Source organism: Paenibacillus sp. J22R56, from assembly GCF_056269375.1.
In genome coordinates this window covers 167,970-190,315 of sequence record NZ_JBWDNV010000002.1, presented here as the reverse complement: position 1 = coordinate 190,315, position 22,346 = coordinate 167,970, and the positions used below count along the sequence as shown (strand labels likewise).

Sequence of the window (22,346 nt, the reverse complement as noted above, 5' to 3'; positions counted from 1 at the left end):
TATACAGCATGTCGCATGTTTTCTCAAGATCTAATTTTCCGAATATTAGCCAGCAACTTCCTCTTCGAGTCCAATGAACGACCCAAACACGTCATTGCCAAAAAGAACGCCCTTATCCGTCAATTTATATACGGTATCTCCTGCATCTTCGATGCGTTCAAGCAGACCATTTTTCTCGAGTTTCTCAATAATAGAACCAAACTTATCCTCAAGTTTACGTCCTTCAAATTGAGCAGCGTAATCCGAGGCACGAACACCTTTAAGCAGGCGAAGCCCCACCATCATAAAGTCTTCCATCGCTTCGTATTCAGGTACGGAGTTCTCTTCCAGCCGCGGCAGCTTTGTCTTTGTATATTCAATGTATGGCTGAACGCCTTTCACATTGACGTGACGCAGTCCACTCGCGTATCCATGTGCCCCTGCCCCAAGTCCGTAATACGGCTCATTACGCCAATAAGTCGAATTATGTCTGCTCTCATAGCCTGGTCGTGCGAAGTTGCTGATCTCATAATGATTACGTCCTGCTTCCTTCAGACGGTCCATAAGCAGTGTATACATATTAAATTCCTCATCCTCAGGAGGCAAAGGCAGTTCATCACGTTGATACAACTTGTGGAACAACGTATTCTCCTCTACCTTGAGGCTGTACAACGAATAATGCGGCAGGTCCAATGCCAGCGCTTTGTTAACGCTATCCTCTAAGGTCTCTACCGTTTGGCCTGGCAATCCGAACATCAGATCGATCGACAGATTCGTAAAACCTGCAGCACGGGCATTCTCAAGACTCTTATATACATCTTCCACACTATGAATACGGCCAATCCGCTCAAGCAGCGCATTGTTGAACGACTGCACGCCAAAGCTGATCCGGTTCACACCGCCAGCGAACATAGCTGCAAGCTTCTCAGGATCAGTTGTACCAGGGTTAGCTTCCATCGTAAACTCCACATCATCTGCAAGTGGAAAATACTTTTTGACCGAAGCGAGGAAACGTTCCATCTGCGGCGGGGTCAGTACCGTTGGCGTACCTCCTCCAACAAATACGGTATCGATTCTCTCCGGCGGCATTTGAGCAACAGTTAAGGCCATCTCTCTCTCAAGAGCTTCCAGATACTCATCAACAGGCTGTCCCTTTAATACATACGAAGTGAAATCACAATAATGACATTTGTTCGTACAAAACGGGATATGAATATAAAGCGCCTTAGGCGCGTAATTAATCATCTTGAAATTCCCTCTTTTCTTTTTACCTATCTAAAAAAATCGACAGGACTAAGGTGAGCAAGCTCTCCTTAGTCCTGTCATTCGTTATACGTGAGTTACGGCGATGGGGTAAAGGGTATCTCGTGGAAGAGCGAAGCGCCCGCCTTTGCCAGACATTTGCTACTTCCGAATATGATTCAGGCAAATGGCTGGCAACAGCGGCTGTAACGAGATACCCTGTCCCCAATCTGCCGCCTACTCACTATAGAAACGACAGACTAAGGAGCAACTCCCCTTAATCCTCGTCGATTTTCAGCACCGCCATGAAGGCCTCTTGAGGAACCTCTACGCTGCCGACCTGCTTCATCCGTTTCTTACCTTCCTTCTGCTTGTCCAGAAGTTTCCGTTTACGGCTGATGTCACCGCCATAACATTTGGCAAGAACGTTTTTACGCATTGCTTTAACCGTCTCACGAGCGATTACTTTCGTACCAATCGAAGCCTGTACAGGAACCTCGAACATTTGGCGCGGAATAAGCTCTTTCATCTTCTGACAAATAATCCGGCCGCGATGGTAAGCACGATCACGGTGAACGATAACGGACAAGGCATCAACTTGCTCGTTGTTCAACATAATATCCATCTTCACAAGATTCGATCTGCGGTATCCAGATACCTCATAGTCGAAGGACGCGTAACCTTTAGTGCTTGATTTCAGTTGATCGAAGAAGTCATACACAATCTCCGACAGCGGAACTTCATAAGTAAGCGTAACACGGTTTGTGTCCAAGTACTCCATATTGACGAACTCGCCTCGCTTGCCTTGGCATAATTCCATAATCGCACCTACGTAATCATTAGGTACAATAATCGCCGCTTTGACATATGGCTCTTCAACAAAGTCGAGCTTGCCTGCTTCTGGATAATTGGACGGATTATCGATGGTAAGTACATCACCATTCGTAAGCGTTACACGGTAAATTACGCTTGGCGCTGTCGTAATGAGCGGAATATTAAATTCACGTTCGATACGTTCCTGAATAATTTCCATATGCAATAGACCAAGGAATCCGCAACGGAAGCCGAATCCAAGCGCTGTAGAGGTCTCTGGCTCATAACGCAGCGATGCATCATTCAGCTCAAGCTTCTCAAGTGCTTCACGCAGATCATTATAATCTTGCGTTTCAATCGGATACAGACCGCAGAATACCATTGGGTTAATTTTGCGGTAACCAGGTAGTGCTTCAGGAGCCGGACGTTTCGCTTCCGTCACCGTATCACCAACACGTGTATCTTTTACATTCTTGATACCCGCTACGACGAAGCCAACGTCACCTACTGCAAGCTCGTCCACAATACTCATCCGTGGTTTGAACGCACCTACCTCGATAACCTCGAATTCAGCGCCTGTCGCCATAAAGCGGATTTTCTTGCCTGGTTTGATACTGCCGTCAATGACACGTACATACACGATAACCCCTTTGTATGGGTCATAATGGGAGTCAAAGATAAGCGCTTTAAGTGGTTCATCTGGATCACCAGTTGGAGCCGGTACCTTTTGCACCACTTGCTCTAAAATTTCTTTAATTCCGATACCCGCTTTAGCCGAGGCAAGAACAGCATCGCTTGCATCAAGACCAATAACATCCTCGATCTCTTGCTTCACGCGTTCTGGCTCTGCGCTTGGCAGGTCAATTTTATTAATAACCGGAAGAATCTCCAGGCTGTTGTCGAGTGCCAAGTAAACATTCGCAAGCGTCTGTGCTTCGATGCCTTGTGCAGCATCTACTACAAGCAGTGCTCCTTCACACGCAGCCATACTGCGGGATACTTCATACGTGAAATCGACATGCCCAGGCGTATCGATCAAGTTAAGTAAGTATTCTTCACCATCATCCGCTTTGTACGTAAGCCGTACAGCCTGAAGTTTAATGGTGATACCGCGCTCCCGCTCCAGATCCATCTGGTCGAGGACCTGCTCTTGCATTTCGCGCGAAGATAACGCTCCGGTAAACTCAAGAATACGGTCAGCGAGCGTCGACTTCCCGTGGTCAATATGTGCAATAATTGAGAAATTCCTAATTTTCTTTTGCCGGTCACGAACGTCAGTCATGCCTAACCCCCACACAATCCATTATATAGCTAATCATTCTTTCCATTATATCAGCTATACGGTGTACCAGCAATGCGGTTTGCCACAAAGATGCGGAGCTAGCCTGTCACGGAATTCAGAATGGAAGCGATGAACCTTATGCTGCCGCTGGATACGGACTGAAGCAATCCGGCAGTTCCATCCGCTACCTTATTCACCGCTGGCTCACCGGAATCAGACGAAATGCCTGGCAGCCGCTCATGACGGGCAGATTCCTCGGCAATCTTCCGAACTTCCTTCAGTTCTTTCTCAAGTGCGTCAATTTTCCGTTCAGCCGATTTGGACAATCCTGTGCTCTCAACCGTATCTTCGTAATCTTCTTCCGAGATAGACCTCGTGTTGTCTTGTGACATAATAGCTGACGAAGTGCCTTCACCATCAATTGGTCCATAGATCTTTTCTATTCCTGAAGAAGACATCTCTACTCCGTACAAAATAATAAAGACAAGAACTCCTCCAAGCAGTATCCATTTCAGAGTACCCTTCATTGCTCTCCAGCTCCTTCCATGAGGTAAGGCTGCCGCAGCAGCCTTGACCTAATTTATTATTTCGTAGCAGACACTTTCTCTGCATCCCAGTAAATTTCTGCGATAATTTTCGCCAGCACATCCGCTGTCCGGTAGCTCTCTGTTAACGTATTGTCCACGCCGCCGATCTCTATCAGCACACTGTCATCGGCAAGCGATTGATTATATTCTCCATTACCGGTTGCGGTTGTTTTCCCCAGGATCCCACGAGATATGCCCGGATATTCTTTTTCTAAAGCATCATGAATTTGTGTTGCAAATTCCGCGTTCTTTTTCCAATCCGGATTCTTATGTCCAATAATGAAATATACTTGTGCATAGCTTTTACCTTCAATATCAACCGTTGTCGTTTTGCGTCTGCCCGAATCCCGATGGATATCGAAGAAAAACTTCAGCTTCTTGTTGCTCGCTAATGCTTCTTGCACCGTTTTCTTCGAGTACTTATAGGAGTAGTTCCAATCATAATTCTTAATGGCTGTCGGATAATCCGTATCCGAGTGAGTTGTGCCAACGCCGAGGTCTTCCAGCTTCGATGCCAGCCTAGCTCCAACAAGCGTAATATTTTTTGATGCCGAATTTGCGTCGCCATTCTTATCCGTCAGCTCCGGATACCAGGATTCCCGGCTGTGGGAGTGGTAGATAAACACAACTTTATCTTTTCCTGTTGTATGTTCTGAGCCTGAATTGTCTGGCGTTGGTGTTGGGGTCGACGTCTCTGTTGGTGTCGGTGTTGGCGGTGTCGTTGTTTCTGTGGGCTCATCGACTCCACCAGGCAAGCCAGGATCATTTCCATTTCCATTCGAATTAGAATCTCCTTGACTTGGCGCATTATCTTCCGGCCAAACATTCAAATCCGTTCCGACCCCTTTGGCGATCAGAAATGATTCATCTGCACTCATTCCTGGAATTTCACCGGCGATGAGGCTTCTTGGATCACTAGGATTAACATCCGTCATTAGTCGGATGAGAAAGCTGCTTATTTGTGTACCGGATAACTCCTCAGCTGATTTACTGCTATGGAACTGAGGCATCTCCATTTCTAGCATATCCCCAAAGAACCCGCTTGAAACGGAAGCTGCAAAACCTGTCATAGAAGAAACTGGAGCAGACAGCGAATGCTGATGCGCCATGCCGGCAATACCAATTGCAACAAAAAACAACATGGAACATATCGACAACACCACGAATGTTTTACCCGTTACGAGCAGCTCTCGAATACGCTTGCTTCCTCTCGTCAGATCAAACAGCATAATGGTTTTTTTCATTACAAGTTCTACCTCCCACTTCTCGTTGCTCATCTGCTATTAATCTATGAGACAAGAAGCTTTGATAGAACCAGAAATGAAATACTAGATTTCAATTGATAGATTAAGAGAGTTGTTTTTATAACGAAAAAAAGCTCCTGAGGCTGTTAAGCTTCAAGAGCGTCTAATTAATCAATGTGTATAGGCAGCGACATTGTCAGTATCGACTGCTTCATGGAGAGAGGCGTTCAGTCCGCTGGCAATGATGTTGGCGATATCTTCAATAAACTCGTCAATCTCCTTAGGTGTTACAAGCAGATCATGGCCCATGGGGTTAAGAGCCTCTTTCACAAGCTGAAGACGTTCTGCCTCGCCCATCTGATTCATCAGACCAAAGATCTGATCGTTATTCCCATTGTTCGCTGCCATATGGCTTCTCATCAGCTCAATTGTATGGTTCACAATCGTTGATGCATAGACCACTGTCGGCACACCTATCGCAATGACAGGGATACCTAGAATCTCCTTCGTCAACCCTTTACGCTTGTTGCCAATCCCTGAGCCCGGATGAATACCGATGTCTGCAATTTGAATCGTCGTATTTACCCGATCAAGTGATTTGGATGCCAAAGCGTCAATTGCAATAATGACATCGGGTTTTGTTTTCTCCGCGATTCCTTGTACAATCTCGCTCGACTCGATCCCCGTAATCCCCAGTACACCCGGAGCGACGGCACTAACCGCACGATACCCAGGTGCAACTTGATCTGGCATAAGCTCGAAAAAGTGGCGCGTAACCATCACATTCTCCACCACCAGCGGTCCAAGCGCATCCGGTGTGACGTTCCAATTCCCGAGACCAACAATAAGTACTTTAGCTGTCTTACCTATCCCAAGCCGTTCCAAGAACATCTCGAAATGCTTCGCGAATTGAGTTGCTACACGATCCTGCAGCTCCGTATCCTGATTCCGCAGCGCAGGCACTTCTATGGTGACGTAACGGCCGGGCACTTTGCCTATCGCACGCGAGCCTTGCTCATTCTGAACATGAAGATGAGTGATCATAATCCCATTATCATCTGTTGTTTCGGAATGGATGCCTGGAATTGGCCCACCGCCGCCAAGCTGCTCCGCCATTTCCTTTGCTTCCAGCGCCAGATCCGTGCGGATATTGTACATCTGCATATCAAGTTCAGTCATCTATCCATTCTCCCTTCAAAAGCAATGCCATCATCTCCAGCTTATTGTTCGCAAGGGAGACGATTTCATACTTTGGCAGGAGATGAGCAAAAATGGCAGGCTCGGTACGCTATTGCTTTTCGGACCTGTACATGGTAATATATTTTAAGTTGTGTTACCTAGACTTATAGCGTATGCTTTTTGTTTGCTTACGCAAACTTTGTAGGAGGTGAAATTCGATGCCAAACATTAAATCCGCAATTAAACGCGTTAAAACGAGCGAAAAACGCCGCGCTTTGAACGCTTCCCAAAAATCTGCGCTTCGCACAGCTGTTAAATCCGCTGATCAAGCGATCGCTGGCACTGATGTAGATGCTGCTAAAGCGGCTCTGATCGCTGCAACGAAAAAATTGGATAAAGCGGCTACTAAAGGCCTGATTCATAAAAATGCGGCTTCCCGCAAAAAATCTCGTCTTGCTAAAAAGCTGAACGCCCTTTCGGCTCAAGCTTAATAACCGCAAACAAAAAGGCTTCGCCTCCCGAGCAATCGGTGAGCGAAGCCTTTTTTAATTTCATTTTCATTTGGCACTTTGCTGGACGCCAAGCGACAGGAGGAACAGCTCCAGTCCAAGCGTCTTATCAATGGCGCCTGTTTTCATTTTATAATCCAGATCAGCCACATCATTAAGAAGTGCTCCCAGCCGCTTGACTTGGAACTTTTGACTCTTCTCTGCAGCAAGCTTAACCGCGTATGGATGCAGACCAATCTGGCCCGCCATTTGCTGCGGCGAATACCTATGCTGTTCAAGCTCCTTAATCTGTAGCATAATTCGAAGTTGCCTGGCAATAAGGGCAGCAATCTTGATCGGCTCTTCGCGACGTACAAGCAGTGCTCTGTAAAGCTTAAGCGAGCGGTCAACCTGTAGACCAGCAATTGCATCCACTAGTGCAAATACATCCTCTTCAACCGTAGAGACCGTCAGCATATCTGTCTCTTCTACACCAATGACGCCGCCTTCACCTGCATGCAGACAAAGCTTGTCCACTTCAATGGCCAGCTGCTGCATATTCTGTCCTGTCCGCACGAGTAGTAGATCGGCCGCATCCGGGGTCATCGTGCGCTTCTGCTCCTCCGCCCGCTTAACGACCCAGCGCCGCAGCTCGGCCGCATCCAGTTCTTGATAGGCAATGAGCGCATCTCTGTCCTTCAGCATCTTCACCAGCTTGCGACGTTCATCCAGCTTCTCTGCATTGATAATAAATAACATAACCGTCGTCTCGGACGGCATGTCCAAATAATGCTGTAGCCGATCCGTCTTATGATCCAGCTTGCCGCCTTCCTTGCCGCCAGCGGCGAATACGACAGAGTCACGTACAATGACGAGCTTACGTTCTACAAAGAAAGGAAGGGTCTCCGCTTCAAGCGCTGCTTCTTCAATCAGCGTCTCCGAAGTATCAAATTTCACTACACCAAGCTCACGTTCATCCGGTGTGAACATGGCATCCGTCAACGTGTCCGTAAATTGTCCGATCCGAAACCGGTCTTTTCCATATATTACATATGCGGGACGAAACTTACCCGCTTTGATTTCCTTCAACGCTTCTTTCGCGTCCATCGCTGCACCTCTTTCACCTAATACACCGACTTACTTCGCCTTTTGAACGGCAACAAAGGGATGAGCAGATAAGGCCTCATCCCTTTGTCCCTGAACATCTATATAAACACCGGCAGGCAGGTCCATGGTACCGCCCTGCGGATGGTCATACTTTTGATCAAGGCTTACGTTAACTCTTCAATTCCTTTATCTTACGCAGGTGGAGTGAAAAGTGTGCGAATATCGCGGTAAAATTGTCTCGATTAATGAGAAGCCTTTGATTCCGTCATCGTATCGGTACTAATGACGTAACGCTCCATACCGCCGGATTCCAGCTGAATGTCATAGGTCAGCTGTTTGTTATCGTCCGACCAAACAAGATTAGCAAATTTACCGTTTTTACGTGCTTCAAAGACCGATGCTACCTCGCCACTCTTATAAACATGAATGACGAACCCAGTAACTTTCGCAATATATTGTCCGTCGGGTGATGCAGCCTCAAGCTGTGCAGGGTCCGAGGTTATACCTAGGGTTGGGCCGCTTCCATTGTCACTGCCTACATTAGGGTCACTGTTGGATGGGGCATCATCAGTAGAAGCGTTGCTGCCTGTTTGCGGTTCCTCAGCTGCAATACCGTTCTCACTTGAATCCCCCGTGTTGGCCGATGTCCCGTCAGTATTAGAATCCGATTTAAACTCATTTGTCGTGCTTTGCTCTTCTTTTGCAAATGACCGATCGGTCTCCGTACTCACTGTGCCTTTGGTGTCATTAGAGAATGGTTGGACCCTCGCATCAGACATAAATGTATCAGCCGACTGTGAAGATGCTGTATTCGCACCTGCATTATCCGCGTCGCTGAATCTTTGCGAAGGACTAAACAAACCTGCGTTATAAGACACAAGGAATAAGCCTGCAGCAACACTGGCTGCAATAATACCGCTAATAGCCCGGAATCGGAGCTGATGCCGTGATTTTGCCCGACGGTTCGACTGCTGAGAAGGAATATTAACTGCCGGAATTTCAACCGCTGCAGCTTCTGGCAGCCGTATTGGCTCCATAAATTCAAGCTTAGGTAATATGGCATCTACCAAACTGAACCTCGGCATAACTTGGGGCAGATTCCCCAGCTCCTCGGACAGTTTTTTCAGCCGCTCAAACATTGCTGCACAGTCCGGACAATGTCTTGTATGCTTGATCAAGATCTCATATTCATGTTCATTCAGATCGTCGTCTAGCTGCCGATTCATGTATTCGATCACCTCTTGACAAGTCATCCCCGGACACCACCTTTCTGATAATCATGTAGTAAAGTTTGAAGCTGCTGCCTAGCTCGGAATAAGTATGATTTAACCGTATTTAATGGCAGATCAAGCGAATCCGCGATTTCGTTATAGGAGAAATCCTGCAAATACCGCAGTACAACTACTGCGCGATGATGCTCAGGCAGTTTGTCAATTGCATTGCGAATATCTTGAACGGCATATGTCGTCAAGACCTCATCTTCCACATTTTGCTTCTCTCGGAATACCATTTCATGCTCGTCTATCGATACGGTTGGCTTGCTTCTTCTAAACTTATCTATACAAATATTTGTTACAATACGTTGAATCCATGTTTTGAACTGGGCCTTCTCTTCGTAGGAGCCGATTTTCGTATATATGCGGATAAGCGCTTCTTGAGCCGCATCCATCGCATCCTGTTCGTTATTCAATATATAATAGGCTGTCCGGTAAACATGGGTTTCAATCTCTCGCAACAGAGTAATTAAAGCATCCCGATCTCCTGACTGAGCGGCTCTAATAAGGCCTGGCTCCACCACGAAGGATCCCCCTCTCTTGCAACCTCTCTGACGAGTTGGTTGCATAAAATGTTGCATAACTAAATGAAAATACTTTAATAATTCGAATGAAAAAGTAGAAAACTCCAACCTAAAGGATAACAAAAAAATGGAACCCCGTATATAGGTAGTTCCTAGTGACTTAGGTTTAATGGAGCATTTTAACAGGATGACCTGATAGGCAAAGGGGTACTTTAGACGTCTCGCACCTGCCTATTTCTGTTTGATGATTTGCTCATATATTCCCGTTCTTTTCACTTTGTAACGAATCTCACCATCTTGATCCGTGCGAAAAGCATCCACAGCAGCCGCCTTAAGGCGGTTCAGCACATCCGGGTGCGGATGCCCATATGTATTGGTGGCACCAACCGAAATCGCTGCCTGAAGTGGCCGCCAAAACGAAAGCCAGGCTTCCGAGGTGGAAAATCGGCTCCCATGATGAGCAACTTTAAGTACATCAATTCTTTTAGCAAGCTGCTGCTTCAACGACTGAGATGACGTTCCCGCGGCGTCTGCCTCATCCAAACGTGACAAAATAGCAGACTCAGCTTCTGAGCTTATATCGCCGGACAAGAGGAACGTTGACTGATAGATCTGCATATGTAACACGACACTGTCGTCGTTTTGCTCTTCAACTATTGGGATCGTTTTGTTAGAAGCAGGAGGCGGCCATAAAACCGTTATTGCCGTTTCCTTATCCATCTTCCACTGCTGTCCAAGCTCCGCACGATATAGAGGAATACCCTTCCGCACAGCTTCGCTGAGAAGTCCTTCTGCGTCCTCTACTCGCTTGATACTTCCATTCCATAAAATGGCTCGAACCGGGATCGCATCAAGAACGGCTTTTAATCCACGAATATGGTCACTGTCCAGATGCGAAATAACCAAGAGATCAATCGCATGAACACCCCGCTTCATTAATAAGGGAACAACTACCTTTCCTCCAACCTCAAAAGGATCACTTCGCTCCTTCCACTCCTCTCCAGGCTTTCGAAAGGAAAGAGTACCACCGCCATCAACCAAAATCCGTTTGCCCTGCGGCGTACGGATGTAAATAGAATCACCTTGCCCAACATCCAGCACATCTACATCTGCCGTACGATTCAGCACATCGGGAAAATACGCATATAAAAGCAATGCGATTCCAGCCAAGCCAGCTGCTGTGATGAATGCGAATCTGCTCTGCCATATTGGCCGTTGTTGTTCTTCTTGCAGCTCCCATATAGGAGCCATGTCCTGGCTTGCCGCAGCTTCTTGCAAGGGGACCGTTTCATCTATATCCTCCTTGTGGACAACGGATGGGGCTGCTGGAAGTAAGCGACAAATTACGGCAAGAATTAAATACCAAGCAGCAATCCACCATAGTGGCGGCGTTGCCCATATGGAATGGACTACGTCTACTTCCCCAAGCTTCTCGACTAACAGGAATGTCCAGTCATTCGCGTATACACTTACAGCAGCGAGTAATTGTCCGCCAAGCGGCCACAACAACCCAAAAAACAAAGCAACTGCACCAATCGGCATAATAATGAAGCTGATAAACGGCACAAGAATGAGATTCGCCGGAATCGATAACAGGTGAAATTGATTAAAATAATAGATAGTCAGCGGGAAAGAAACGGCCTGCGCAACAATCGTCACGACAAGCAGATCAAACAGCGCTTTACCTTTTGGCCAATGCGGCATTGCATGTCTGACAGACGGCACAAACAAAATCAACCCTGCTGTAACAGAAAAGGACAATTGGAAGCTTACATCTTGTATGAAATAAGGATTCCACATGAGCATACCAACCGCTGCTGCTGCGAGGAGATGTAAGCCGTCTTTCAGCTTGTCCATACGGGCGGCAAGAAGCCCAAGCATGGTCATCAGTCCTGCCCGCACCACCGAAGGTGAAGAGCCGGACAGCAGCACATACAGCGGTACAGCCAGCATAAGCGTGATCAGCATTCGCTCCCGTGTCATGCGAAACAGCCGCAATATAGCGCCAAGCGCGTATATAAATACAGCTACATGGAGGCCTGATATGGCTAAAATATGAGTCAGTCCCAGCCGTGAAAACTGCTGGAACTGATCCGGGTCCAGGTCCTCGCGGATGCCGAGGACCAGACCCTTCATGTACCCGGACTGATCGGCCGGGTACAAAGAGTCAAACCGCGCGCCAAGCCAGTCGCGCGCGGCATCAACGCGGCCGAGCACAGCGGCCGCGGTCCAGCCCGGGCCCGGCGCCGCATGGACGGCGCCGATGCCCGTGACCTTGACCAGCCAGTGGATATGCTGGCTGGATAGATAGCGGCGGTAATCGAAGCCGCCGCTATTGGATGCGCCCGCCGGCAGCGACAGTTCGCTGGCGAAGCGCACTTTGTCGCCGCGATGCCACGCGGCGGCGATCTCCTGGTGCGGCTGCTCAGCAAGCCGCACTTGAACAAGCAGCCGCTCGCGAAGCTTAAGCGGCTGCTTCCCCTGGACGCGGACGGTATCAGCCGTCACGCGAAACGCCGCGCGGTCGCCATCGACCTCGACCGCGGATACAATCGTGCCGGACACTTCGACTTCGTACGAAGCGTCCGGCATATCAAGCCCGGCGAGCGCCGTCACATTGCGGGCATCTGCCCACAATCTCTCCCCGGCAGCCAAGGCGCAGCCTAGCAAACAGACAGCGGCGAGCCTTGGCGTCGCCTGCTTTAGCAGCACAAGGGCAACTAGCACGAGTGCCATTCCCCCTGCCGCCATCACAATCCCCATAGGATTAAACTCAGCCCCAATGGTACTCCCAACCATCCAAAACACAGCAAACCAAACCAATGGCCGCTTGTTCACCCTTCTTCCCTCCCTTACAATGCAAAAAGAACCTCTGAACACATCAAATAAGATGCATACAGAGGTTCTTCCCCATTCGCTTATTCAGTTAGGATATGACTTTCATACTCGCCTGCGGCGGCGGCTCATAATCGGTGAGCGAACGGAACACGATCCCCTTTTGCTTCATCAGCAGGCTGACCTTATCACTATCCTTCGGATAGCTGCGGTGAAACACAATTTCCTTCACTCCGCTGTTCGCCAGCATATTGGCACAGGTCCAGCAAGGCTGGTCAGTTACGTATACAGTAGAACCTTCTCGGTCTGCCCGATCTGTGAACAGCAGTAAGTTTTGCTCCGCATGAATGGTGCGAATGCAGCGCTGTTTTTTTACCATTTGCTCCTTACCGTCATCACCAAGCTTCATTTCCCATTCCTCTGCAATCATACAGCCTGCCTCTGAGCAGTCCTGCACACCCATCGGAGCACCATTATAAGCAGTACCAAGCAACTTCTTACCCTGCACCAGCACCGAACCTACATGACGGCGGGGACAACGCGAGCGTGTCGATACCATATAAGCGATATCCATAAAATAGGTGTCCCAGTCTTTCCGTGACGCATCTTGTACTTCTGACATTATGTCCAGCTCCTTTTCCTTTTGCACGGACAGCTTTCCGGCGATAAACCTTTTCATGGAGGCAATCGCCGGTTCTGTCTCTTTCTAGTTGTATAAGGTTCTATCATGATAAGACTAATTTATGAGTTCAATTGGCTTCCGCGCAGAGCTTGATCAAGGTCGGATAAAATATCCCGAATTCCTTCTGTACCGATCGACAGCCTGATCAGACCGGAGCTTACGCCCGCTGCTCCCTGCTCTTCTGCCGACAGCTGCTGATGCGTCGTACTTGCCGGGTGAATAATAAGCGACTTCGAATCACCTACGTTTGCCAAATGCGAGAACAGCTTCACGGAATTAATGACTTTCTTGCCCGCTTCAACTCCACCTTTAATACCAAAGGTCAAGATTGCGCCTTGGCCGTCAGGCATATATCTCTGAGCCAGCTTATACGAAGGATGACATTCCAGACCGGGGTAGCTGACCCATTCCACAGCTTCATGTGTTTCCAGGAACTGTGCGACTTTTAAGGCGTTGGAGCTATGCCGTTCCATCCGCAAATGCAGCGTTTCAAGCCCTTGGAGCAGCAGGAATGAGTTGAACGGTGACAAAGCTGCACCCATATCCCGAAGCAGCTGCACCCGTGCTTTAATAATATAGGCAATTGGACCAACCGCATCCGTATATACTATGCCATTGTAACTTGGATCCGGCTCCGTAAGGCCAGGGAATTTGCCGCTGGCTTTCCAGTCGAATTTGCCTCCATCTACGATAACGCCGCCAATGGATGTACCATGACCACCAATAAATTTGGTTGCTGAATGTACAACGATATCAGCGCCATGCTCAATTGGGCGAAGCAAGTATGGACTTGGGAATGTATTATCCACGATCAGCGGAATGCCATGTTCATGCGCAATAGCAGCTACAGCTTCAATATCAAGTACATCACCCTTCGGGTTACCCAGCGTTTCCGCGTACAAAGCCTTTGTCCGATCCGTAATCGCTGCACGGAAATTCTCAGGATTTGACGGATCCACAAAGTTCACATGAATGCCAAGCTTTGGCAAGGTTGTCGAGAACAAATTATATGTACCGCCATACAAGCTTGTAGCAGATACTATCTCATCGCCTGCACCAGCAATATTCATAATGGAATACGTAATAGCAGCTTGTCCGGACGCAACAGCAAGTGCCGCTGGTGCTCCTTCGAGCTCAGCTACACGTTTCTCAAGCACATCCGTTGTCGGGTTCATTAAACGTGTATAAATGTTGCCAAATTCCTGCAGGGAGAACAGGTTAGCCGCATGGTCCGTATCTCGGAAACCGTACGAGGTCGTCTGGTAAATCGGAACGGCTCTGGCAAAAGTAGTAGGGTCAATTTCCTGGCCCCCGTGGACAGCCAATGTGTCGAGTGATCGCTTGTTCTGATCTTGATTCGTCATGTGCAACAACTCCTTGGATTATAGGATGGACATGCTTCAACCACTTCAAAGCAAGCGGCTCGGTATATGGTAGTCCATTAGTATCGGGCTTACTGCCTGAATATGGTCTTTGGGCTGGGAATAGCTCCCTGCACCTTGTCCCATTTTCTCATACTCAAGGCGCAGCGACAATGCTATCTTTTATACCTGCCAGCAATTTACTTCCGATCCCCTTCACTCTTAATAGATCATCTACGGATTGGAAAGGTCCATTCTGTTCACGGTCTGCCAATATGGCCTGCGCTTTAGCCGGTCCTATACCTTTAAGCGAATCAAGCTGTTCAGCCGTTGCCCGGTTAATGTCCAGTTTACCAGCAGAAGTATCCAATATAGTCTCCGTTGGTTTAATTGATGAACTATTTTCTTCCGGCACTTCGCTCTTAGCCTTCTCAGGCACCACCACTTGCTCTTCCACTTCCACTTCTGCTTGCGTCTGTAACGCACTATCCACTTCACGGTTCAACTGAGTCCAATCATCTGGTACCTTCTGCTTCGGCTGGGCGAAGGCAGCAACTAATAATAAAGCAGCAATACCGATAAGCAATAAAGGAACAATCAGCTGCCATACATTTTTATTTGTTCGACGTCCATAGAGATGACTATCCAAAATAACGCTCCTTTCTTCGTAAAAAGGGATTTTTAGCAACTTCATGTCATATGTGGCAAGTCTTACGGAATAGGTTAAAAGAGCAAAACTGTTGGGAGGGCTGAGCATGAATGTCGGATTCATTGGGACGGGCGCGATGGGAAGCCTGCTGATCGAAGCATTCGTCGCATCGGGAGCACTCGACCCGTGTCAGATCGTTATCAGCAACCGCACATACGCCAAAGCGCAGGCGCTTGCCGAGCGATATCCCGGAATGAGAGCCGAGCGTTCGAATGCAAGCACCGCAAGTGCAAGCGATATCTTGTTTTTATGTGTCAAACCGCATGAATATAAAAATGTAATCGATGAGCTGCTACCGGTCTTGCAGCCAGAGCAGCTTCTAATATCTATTACAAGTCCGGTCCTTATCGCGCATTTGGAAGAGTTATTACCTTGCAAAATTGCAAAGGTCATTCCAAGTGTCACCAATCTCGTCTGGAGCGGAGCTACCTTGTGCATATATGGCTCACGTATAAATGAGGAGGATCAACGCACAATTGAAGATCTGCTTGCATTCATAAGCGAACCGCTTCCGATTGAGGAGCCTTACACACGGATCGTCTCGGACCTGTCGAGCTGCGGACCTGCTTTTTTCGCCTATCTAGTAGAGCAATTTGTTGATGCTGCCGTATGCGAGACTGGCATTGCCCGTGAGGATGCGGTAAAGGTAGCAAGTGAGATGCTGCTCGGTACAGGGCTGCTCTTGACTGAAGGCGGACTGTCGCCAGAGGATGTTCAGCGCAAAGTTGCCGTTCCCGGAGGAATAACCGCTAAAGCACTCCAGCTCCTGAGCCGTGAACTTGACGGGACCTTTAACCGGCTGATCCGTACGACACATCAAAAGTTCGACGAAGATGTCGCCAAAATAACCGATGATTTCTACGGAAAAGAGGTGAACGGACAGTAGCACAATTTGTGCTGCTGGACCGCTCACCTCTTCTTTTGTCTGCTATTTAGTTCGCCACAATGTTGACGAGCTTGCCCTTAACAACGATCAGCTTCCGGATCGTTTTGCCTTCTATCAGTTCTTTCACTTTATCCATGTCTTTAGCGATCCGTTCCATCTCTGCTTCATCCGTGTTAGCAGCAATGGATACGCGCTCGATAATTTTACCGTTTACTTGTACAACGATTTCAACTTCGTCATCAACTGTCAAAGCTTCTTCATAGGACGGCCATTCAGCGTAAGTGATCGACTCGGTACCGCCAAGCTTCTCCCACAGCTCTTCCGTAATATGCGGAGCAAGCGGTGACAACATTTGCAGGAAGTTCTTCATCGCTTCAAGCGGCAGAACATCTGTTTTATAAGCTTCGTTCACGAAAATCATCAATTGGCTGATCGCCGTATTAAAGCGCAGGTTCTCAAAGTCATCCGTTACTTTCTTGATTGTACGGTGCCAAGTTTGCTTGAACGCCTTAGTCGTCTCGCCATCTGAGATTTTCGATGTTACGCTGCCGTCATCACTGATGAACAAGCGCCATACGCGGCTCAGGAAGCGATAAGTGCCTTCTACGCCGTTTGTGTTCCATGGTTTTGTTGCTTCCAAAGGTCCCATGAACATTTCGTACATACGAAGTGTATCAGCACCGAACTCGCCAACAATATCGTCCGGGTTAATCACATTTCCGCGTGATTTGGACATTTTCTCGTTGTTGGTACCAAGAATCATACCTTGGTTAACCAGCTTGTGGAAAGGTTCTTTTGTATTCACGACGCCAAGATCGTAGAGTACTTTATGCCAGAAACGAGCGTACAAGAGGTGAAGCACCGCATGCTCAGCTCCGCCGATGTACAGGTCAACCGGCAGCCATTCCTTTTGCTTCTCTGGCGAACAAATTTCGTTCTCGTTCTTCGGATCGATAAAGCGCAGGTAATACCAGCAGCTTCCCGCCCATTGCGGCATCGTGTTTGTCTCACGACGAGCTTTCATGCCTGTCTCCGGATCAACTGTATTCACCCAATCGGTAACATTCGCAAGTGGTGACTCACCTGTGCCGGATGGTTTAATCGCTTCTACATCAGGCAGTACCAGTGGCAGTTGATCTACCGGAACCGGCTTCATTGTGCCGTCTTCCAGATGAAGAATTGGAATTGGCTCACCCCAGTAACGCTGACGGCTGAACAGCCAATCGCGCAGACGGTAAGTCACTTTACCTTGACCTTTACCCGAAGCATCCAGGTGCTCAATCATTGCTTTAATGCCATCTTCATTGTTCAAGCCATTCAAGAAATCAGAGTTTACGTGAGGACCATCGCCTGCATAAGCTTCTTTCGTTACGTCGCCGCCTTGGACAACCTCAACGATTGGCAGATCAAATTGTTTTGCAAACTCCCAGTCGCGTGTATCATGGCCTGGTACCGCCATAATTGCACCTGTTCCGTAACCGGCAAGTACATAATCTGCAATCCAGATTGGTGTCTTCACGCCGTTAACTGGGTTGATTGCATAAGCACCTGTAAATACGCCTGTTTTGTCCTTCGCAAGGTCAGTACGCTCCAGGTCGCTCTTACGTGCTGCTGCTTCTTTGTAAGCTTCAACTGCAGCCGCTTGATCCGCTGTTGTAATTTGAGCAACCAATTCATGCTCAGGAGCAAGAACGCAATAAGTTGCACCAAACAACGTATCTGGGCGAGTTGTGAATACAACCAGCGAAGCATCGTGACCATCAATCGCGAAAGTCACTTCAGCACCTGTCGATTTGCCGATCCAGTTGCGCTGCATATCTTTAATGCTTTCCGACCAGTCGAGCTCTTCCAGATCTTCAAGCAAACGTTCTGCATATTCTGTAATTTTCAGCATCCATTGACGCATTGGCTTACGGATAACCGGATGGCCGCCGCGTTCGCTGAGGCCGTCAATAACTTCTTCGTTAGCCAATACCGTACCAAGTGCCGGACACCAGTTAACGGGAACTTCTGCGACATAAGCAAGACCTTTGTTATACAATTGGATGAAAATCCATTGTGTCCATTTGTAATAATCCGGATCTGTTGTGCTGAATTCGCGGTCCCAGTCATATGAGAAGCCAAGCGATTTGATCTGACGGCGGAAGTTGTTAATATTCTCAACCGTAATCTCACGCGGATGGCGTCCTGTTTGCAAAGCATATTGCTCAGCCGGCAAGCCGAAAGCGTCCCATCCCATTGGATGCAGAACGTTGTAACCGCGCATCCGTTTGTAACGGGATACGATATCCGTAGCTGTGTAGCCTTCAGGATGACCTACGTGAAGGCCTGCACCGGATGGATAAGGAAACATATCAAGGGCATAGAATTTTTTCTTACCCGGATCTTCCGTTGTTTTGAAAGATTTGTTCTCATCCCAATATTTCTGCCATTTCGGTTCTACCGTCAGCGGGTTGTAACCGTGAAATTCCTGACTCATAATCATATCCTCCTAAATGTGTGCGACGCTCTAAGCAACGCATCATCAGACATAAAAAAACTCCCGCCCCCAGCGTATTATCGCTAGGGACGAGAGATTATTCCCGTGGTACCACCCTAGTTAACGGCCGGCATTCTTTGCCTTCCGCTCACTCATTGCCTTTAACGCAGGCTAATCGTTGCGTTCTCACGCAAGGCTCCAAGGCGAGATTCATATCGCTGCAGGTCCGGCTTGCACCAACCGCCGGCTCTCTAAGCCTTGCCCCGCGACACTACTGTTCCTCTTCAACGCCATAAGTATAGTAAAACATGGTTATCCCCGATTATAATATTAAGTTAGCCATGTGTCAAGAAGACACGATGTTCACATGACCCTTTCTAGACTTAAGTACCTGTTTTAATGGTCACGGTCTTATCATTTTCATCCCAAGTTACCTTCCCACCCAATGACTCACTTATAAATCTAGCTGGAACAAGAGTATTATTATTGACTAGCGTCGGTGGTGAGTCGAGTGTAATCTTTTCCCCATTTACCGAAGCAGTTGGATTATTAATCAGTGAGCTGAATTGTGATATCTCCTTTTTTCGCTGTTATGGAAGAAGTAGTGGCGTGCCATTCCAGCTCAGCGCCTAACGCTTCCATGATTGCTCTTAAGGGTACCATTATACGATTATTTATACTCACAGGCGGCTGATCTACTTGTAATGTTGTACCGTCAATTTCGACAAAGATAGGGTCTTGATCTAATATTTCATTCGAGTAACTTGCAATCCCCACCGGGATCGTCCGACTCCCCTTCTTTCCATCCCCAACTAAGCCGCCACCCCATGCCCATAATGTACCGTCTGCTCTTATGGCCATTGATCGGAAACCTACTCCGTGTGCGGCGATACTTGTTACTTTCTTCAGACCTTTTACTTGTACGGGCACATCACTCGAATCCCAAGTGCCGTTGCCTAACTGTCCTCCGGAGTTCGTGCCGCTAGCCCAGACTGTTCCATCTTTTTGCAGCATAAGCGGGCCGCCTGCACTTGCTTGAATTGAAATAATGTCCTTAACTCCCTCAAGCATCCGAGGAGACAAGTCGTTTGCAGCAGACTCCCCATTGACTAAGCCTATACCGGCAGCTCCCCAATACCACACTGTTCCGTCTTCTTTTAACCCGTAAGTATACTCACCACCAACAGCTACTTGAATGATATCTTGAATGCCCGGCAATTGCGTCTCGTATTGCCACACGGTCCCATCCTTCTTAAGCGCTACAAAACTGCCATATCCAGAAGAGATCGAGATTATATCGCGTAATCCCTCCAGTTGAATTGGACGATCAGGAGAAGTGATATTACCTTTAGAGTCTTTGAAATAGAATCCTCCCCAGCCCCACACTGTACCGTCTGATTTAACGGCAAAGCTTCGGGTCCAATCTGCCTCAATAGCAACAACATCAGATATTCCCTCTACTTTGTGTGGAATAACCAAGCTATCCGTGTTGCCATTACCCAACTGACCACTATCGTTACCGCCCCATGCCCACACTGTACCATCCTTTTGAAGAGCAAGGGAATGTACCTGCCCTGCAGCTACAGCAATCACATTTTGTAATACAGGCACTTGTTCTGGTACTAGCGCATATAAATTCGTTTCTGTTCCTTCTGCTCCATAGGTTGTAATATCTCCCCATTGCCAGGCAGTCCCATCCTTCTTAATCGCCAAACTGTGAATGGTACCTACTGCAATGGCCTTCCATCCCTTAGAAGCGGAAGACGCAGCCTGTACAATCGATGATTGAAAAATCATTATTCCGATGATCGCTAAAATTAATAAACGGAAGGCAGATAAGTTCTTCATAACTAAAAACGTCAACTCCCATTAATTCAAGTAAGATTCCTACCTGATTATACCAAATTCAAAAGGGTAAAAACGCAAAAAAAATAGACTGATAGGATTCCCCCTAAACAGTCTATCCATCACTCCTACCCAATCAAATCAGGCTCATATGTCAAGCAGCCCGCGATAATCATGCCAACACTGCAGGAGATAAGCAGAATAAGAATACCTACTGCAATATTGTTTTGCTCAATCGCTTTGAAGATTGTCACGTTTACTTTAAGCGCTTTGCCGAACAGGTAAGTTATAAACTCTGTCACATAATACAGAATAACTAGAGCGACAATCCCGATTACACCCCATAGCAGCATATCTGAGAGCGATACGGAGTTCTCAGCTGCTGCACGCACGACGATTGCAAGTCCAGCTAGTCTGCCGCCGAGTGAAAGTGCCGCTGCGACGTTACCTTTGAATATAAGAGCGAATTCTTTATTCTTGGTCGTCAATTCAAATAAGAGAAGACCTACGATCATAATCGCAAAGCCTACTAAAGAATAAACAAGGAAATCTACATATAAATTTTTGTCCATTACGATTAGCTCCCTACAAAGATTTATTTATGCCTACCGGCAAAAAATACGATAAATTGTCTGTGATTTGATTGCCGATCCGAATACCGATTGCACCAGCTTTTCCACCAATCAGAAAACTCCCGAACATATATGAGCCCTGGCGTAACCCTTTTTCCGTCTGAAAGGCCGTAGTTGGCAGCTCTACGTATTCCTGATACACCTGAAGATAATCCACATAGGAGTTATGACTATCTTCTGCCGCTAAAACACCATTGCTGTCAAAAATCTTAACCGTATCCCCCTCCCGGCCAAAAGCAGGCTTCCTCACATATTTCGTCTGCCGCTTAAGAAAGCTATCCGGTTCAAGATAGGTTGGGAGAAAATGCTCTTCTATCCATAGATGTTCTTCAGCAGTAAAAAATGGACTGTCTTCTTCATGAAGCCCCCAGATAATAGCAAGATCAGCTTTCGACTGAAGCAGGAACGCGGAAGGCGGATTAACCACCGCTACTTTCTTCTGCTCAATCAATTCCAGCAGCCAAATCCCAATCGGATTCCCCGCTTCATCCTCATCTTCGATCAACTGCTCTACCGGAAAGGTTTGCCGATATAGTACATCAATTAAGCGGCCTTCCTGGTCAAAGAGACCAACACCTCGGATAATTTGCAGCTGGTCTAGCGGAACAAAGCTGGACGGAATACGGATAAGACTTCTTAAATAAGCTGCTGTATGAGCATCCTCCACATTGTCTCCATGTGCAGTGAACACGACATATGGGGCTTCCTTTGAAGTGCCAAGGTATTCAAAGCTCTCAACAATCGCTTTTTCTACGGCAAGCGCCAGCTGCTTCACATATCCTTCATTCGGATTATGCTGATCAAATGCTTCACAGACACAGCCATTTACATCATGAAGTTCTTTAATAAAAGTTGGTGTATCTGAATTAATCTCCATACATTTGAACGTATCGCCTGATCTCACCAAGTCTAATCTTGCAATTACACTCTCGACAGACAGGCTGCTAGTTCTTATGTAGGTTAACGTTTCTTTTGGGAAACCAAGACATAATAAAGTGTCGTCATCTACGGTTCGAAGCAAAGCGGCTGTCTTGAAAAAAATATGGCCAATCCGGTTCGTCGATTCCCGAATCTTTTGGACTTCTTCTTTCGTAAGGGAATAGAAATCATAAAGAGAATAGTCTTCTCCGTATAAATCTGCCCAATAATCGTCTATCTGGTCGTAGAAGGCTTTTCTTGCCTTAGCAAATTCATTCAC

The 22,346-nt window shown here is 47.5% G+C and carries 19 protein-coding genes and 1 other annotated feature; of the genes, 2 read left to right on the top strand and 17 right to left on the bottom strand.

Annotation, left to right across the window (positions count from 1 at the left end):
• Positions 1-45: 45 nt before the first annotated feature.
• From hemW to gpr, 5 genes are all read right to left on the bottom strand, one after another.
• A complete protein-coding gene (gene hemW / locus AC0YNT_RS04640) occupies positions 46-1,224 on the bottom strand; it encodes a radical SAM family heme chaperone HemW (RefSeq protein ID WP_475803558.1) in 1,179 nt (392 codons plus the stop codon).
• 274 nt (positions 1,225-1,498) lie between these two features.
• Positions 1,499-3,316 carry a translation elongation factor 4 gene (gene lepA, locus AC0YNT_RS04635; protein WP_475803557.1) on the bottom strand — a complete coding sequence of 606 codons (1,818 nt, stop codon included), beginning with the start codon at positions 3,314-3,316 and terminating at the stop codon, positions 1,499-1,501.
• A gap of 98 nt (positions 3,317-3,414) precedes the next feature.
• On the bottom strand, positions 3,415-3,843 hold the full coding sequence (locus tag AC0YNT_RS04630) for a hypothetical protein (protein WP_475803556.1): 429 nt from the start codon (positions 3,841-3,843) through the stop codon (positions 3,415-3,417).
• A gap of 56 nt (positions 3,844-3,899) precedes the next feature.
• Positions 3,900-5,147 carry a stage II sporulation protein P gene (gene spoIIP / locus AC0YNT_RS04625; protein WP_475803555.1) on the bottom strand — a complete coding sequence of 416 codons (1,248 nt, stop codon included), beginning with the start codon at positions 5,145-5,147 and terminating at the stop codon, positions 3,900-3,902.
• 171 nt (positions 5,148-5,318) lie between these two features.
• Positions 5,319-6,326, bottom strand: a complete 1,008-nt coding sequence (gene gpr, locus AC0YNT_RS04620; RefSeq protein ID WP_167272349.1) for a GPR endopeptidase — start codon at positions 6,324-6,326, stop codon at positions 5,319-5,321.
• Positions 6,327-6,544: 218 nt separating this feature from the next.
• Here gpr and rpsT point away from each other — a divergent pair, with 218 nt between their 5' ends.
• Complete coding sequence (gene rpsT / locus AC0YNT_RS04615; RefSeq protein WP_167272346.1) at positions 6,545-6,817, top strand: 30S ribosomal protein S20; 273 nt, start codon at positions 6,545-6,547, stop codon at positions 6,815-6,817.
• 66 nt (positions 6,818-6,883) lie between these two features.
• Here the strand turns inward: rpsT and holA are convergent, their stop codons facing one another.
• The 7 genes from holA to AC0YNT_RS04580 all read right to left on the bottom strand — a co-directional run bounded on the left by holA (position 6,884) and on the right by AC0YNT_RS04580 (position 15,246).
• Positions 6,884-7,921: a DNA polymerase III subunit delta gene (holA, locus tag AC0YNT_RS04610; RefSeq protein ID WP_167272343.1), complete on the bottom strand. Its 1,038-nt coding sequence runs from the start codon at positions 7,919-7,921 to the stop codon at positions 6,884-6,886.
• A gap of 242 nt (positions 7,922-8,163) precedes the next feature.
• Positions 8,164-9,174 (bottom strand): anti-sigma factor family protein, encoded by a 1,011-nt coding sequence (locus AC0YNT_RS04605; RefSeq protein ID WP_475803554.1) that lies wholly within the window; start codon positions 9,172-9,174, stop codon positions 8,164-8,166.
• Complete coding sequence (locus AC0YNT_RS04600) at positions 9,171-9,719, bottom strand: sigma-70 family RNA polymerase sigma factor (protein WP_167272307.1); 549 nt, start codon at positions 9,717-9,719, stop codon at positions 9,171-9,173. The genes AC0YNT_RS04605 and AC0YNT_RS04600 overlap by 4 nt, the downstream gene beginning before the upstream one ends.
• A gap of 231 nt (positions 9,720-9,950) precedes the next feature.
• Positions 9,951-12,557, bottom strand: a complete 2,607-nt coding sequence (locus tag AC0YNT_RS04595) for a ComEC/Rec2 family competence protein (RefSeq protein WP_475803553.1) — start codon at positions 12,555-12,557, stop codon at positions 9,951-9,953.
• 88 nt (positions 12,558-12,645) lie between these two features.
• A complete protein-coding gene (locus AC0YNT_RS04590) occupies positions 12,646-13,176 on the bottom strand; it encodes a deoxycytidylate deaminase (RefSeq protein ID WP_167272301.1) in 531 nt (176 codons plus the stop codon).
• Between the two features lie 119 nt (positions 13,177-13,295).
• On the bottom strand, positions 13,296-14,600 hold the full coding sequence (locus tag AC0YNT_RS04585; RefSeq protein WP_475803552.1) for a homocysteine synthase: 1,305 nt from the start codon (positions 14,598-14,600) through the stop codon (positions 13,296-13,298).
• A gap of 154 nt (positions 14,601-14,754) precedes the next feature.
• Positions 14,755-15,246: a ComEA family DNA-binding protein gene (locus tag AC0YNT_RS04580; protein WP_475803551.1), complete on the bottom strand. Its 492-nt coding sequence runs from the start codon at positions 15,244-15,246 to the stop codon at positions 14,755-14,757.
• Positions 15,247-15,352: 106 nt separating this feature from the next.
• On the opposite strand from AC0YNT_RS04580, the gene comER reads away from it, so the two are divergent.
• Entirely contained in the window at positions 15,353-16,192 is an 840-nt protein-coding gene (gene comER / locus AC0YNT_RS04575) for a late competence protein ComER (RefSeq protein WP_475803550.1), read from the top strand.
• Between the two features lie 46 nt (positions 16,193-16,238).
• Here the strand turns inward: comER and leuS are convergent, their stop codons facing one another.
• The 5 genes from leuS to AC0YNT_RS04550 form a co-directional block, all read right to left on the bottom strand.
• The gene (gene leuS / locus AC0YNT_RS04570; protein ID WP_475803549.1) at positions 16,239-18,671 is read right to left on the bottom strand and encodes a leucine--tRNA ligase; all 2,433 of its coding nucleotides are present in this window, start codon (positions 18,669-18,671) and stop codon (positions 16,239-16,241) included.
• Between the two features lie 82 nt (positions 18,672-18,753).
• Positions 18,754-18,968: a binding site (T-box leader), on the bottom strand.
• Between the two features lie 86 nt (positions 18,969-19,054).
• On the bottom strand, positions 19,055-19,189 hold the full coding sequence (locus AC0YNT_RS04565; RefSeq protein ID WP_475804074.1) for a stalk domain-containing protein: 135 nt from the start codon (positions 19,187-19,189) through the stop codon (positions 19,055-19,057).
• A 31-nt stretch (positions 19,190-19,220) separates the two neighbouring features.
• Positions 19,221-20,519, bottom strand: a complete 1,299-nt coding sequence (locus AC0YNT_RS04560; protein WP_475803548.1) for a stalk domain-containing protein — start codon at positions 20,517-20,519, stop codon at positions 19,221-19,223.
• Between the two features lie 125 nt (positions 20,520-20,644).
• The gene (locus tag AC0YNT_RS04555) at positions 20,645-21,088 is read right to left on the bottom strand and encodes a DUF350 domain-containing protein (RefSeq protein WP_475803547.1); all 444 of its coding nucleotides are present in this window, start codon (positions 21,086-21,088) and stop codon (positions 20,645-20,647) included.
• Positions 21,089-21,101: 13 nt separating this feature from the next.
• Positions 21,102-22,346 carry a glutathionylspermidine synthase family protein gene (locus AC0YNT_RS04550; RefSeq protein ID WP_475803546.1) on the bottom strand — a complete coding sequence of 415 codons (1,245 nt, stop codon included), beginning with the start codon at positions 22,344-22,346 and terminating at the stop codon, positions 21,102-21,104.

What these genes read in the sequence shown, in the direction of transcription:
- hemW (WP_475803558.1), bottom strand. Translation starts at nt 1,224, where the DNA reads ATGATTAATTACGCGCCTAAGGCGCTTTATATTCATATCCCGTTTTGT.
- lepA (WP_475803557.1), bottom strand. Translation starts at nt 3,316, where the DNA reads ATGACTGACGTTCGTGACCGGCAAAAGAAAATTAGGAATTTCTCAATT.
- AC0YNT_RS04630 (WP_475803556.1), bottom strand. Translation starts at nt 3,843, where the DNA reads ATGAAGGGTACTCTGAAATGGATACTGCTTGGAGGAGTTCTTGTCTTT.
- spoIIP (WP_475803555.1), bottom strand. Translation starts at nt 5,147, where the DNA reads ATGAAAAAAACCATTATGCTGTTTGATCTGACGAGAGGAAGCAAGCGT.
- gpr (WP_167272349.1), bottom strand. Translation starts at nt 6,326, where the DNA reads ATGACTGAACTTGATATGCAGATGTACAATATCCGCACGGATCTGGCG.
- rpsT (WP_167272346.1), top strand. Translation starts at nt 6,545, where the DNA reads ATGCCAAACATTAAATCCGCAATTAAACGCGTTAAAACGAGCGAAAAA.
- holA (WP_167272343.1), bottom strand. Translation starts at nt 7,921, where the DNA reads ATGGACGCGAAAGAAGCGTTGAAGGAAATCAAAGCGGGTAAGTTTCGT.
- AC0YNT_RS04605 (WP_475803554.1), bottom strand. Translation starts at nt 9,174, where the DNA reads ATGACTTGTCAAGAGGTGATCGAATACATGAATCGGCAGCTAGACGAC.
- AC0YNT_RS04590 (WP_167272301.1), bottom strand. Translation starts at nt 13,176, where the DNA reads ATGTCAGAAGTACAAGATGCGTCACGGAAAGACTGGGACACCTATTTT.
- AC0YNT_RS04585 (WP_475803552.1), bottom strand. Translation starts at nt 14,600, where the DNA reads ATGACGAATCAAGATCAGAACAAGCGATCACTCGACACATTGGCTGTC.
- comER (WP_475803550.1), top strand. Translation starts at nt 15,353, where the DNA reads ATGAATGTCGGATTCATTGGGACGGGCGCGATGGGAAGCCTGCTGATC.
- leuS (WP_475803549.1), bottom strand. Translation starts at nt 18,671, where the DNA reads ATGAGTCAGGAATTTCACGGTTACAACCCGCTGACGGTAGAACCGAAA.
- AC0YNT_RS04560 (WP_475803548.1), bottom strand. Translation starts at nt 20,519, where the DNA reads ATGAAGAACTTATCTGCCTTCCGTTTATTAATTTTAGCGATCATCGGA.
- AC0YNT_RS04555 (WP_475803547.1), bottom strand. Translation starts at nt 21,088, where the DNA reads ATGGACAAAAATTTATATGTAGATTTCCTTGTTTATTCTTTAGTAGGC.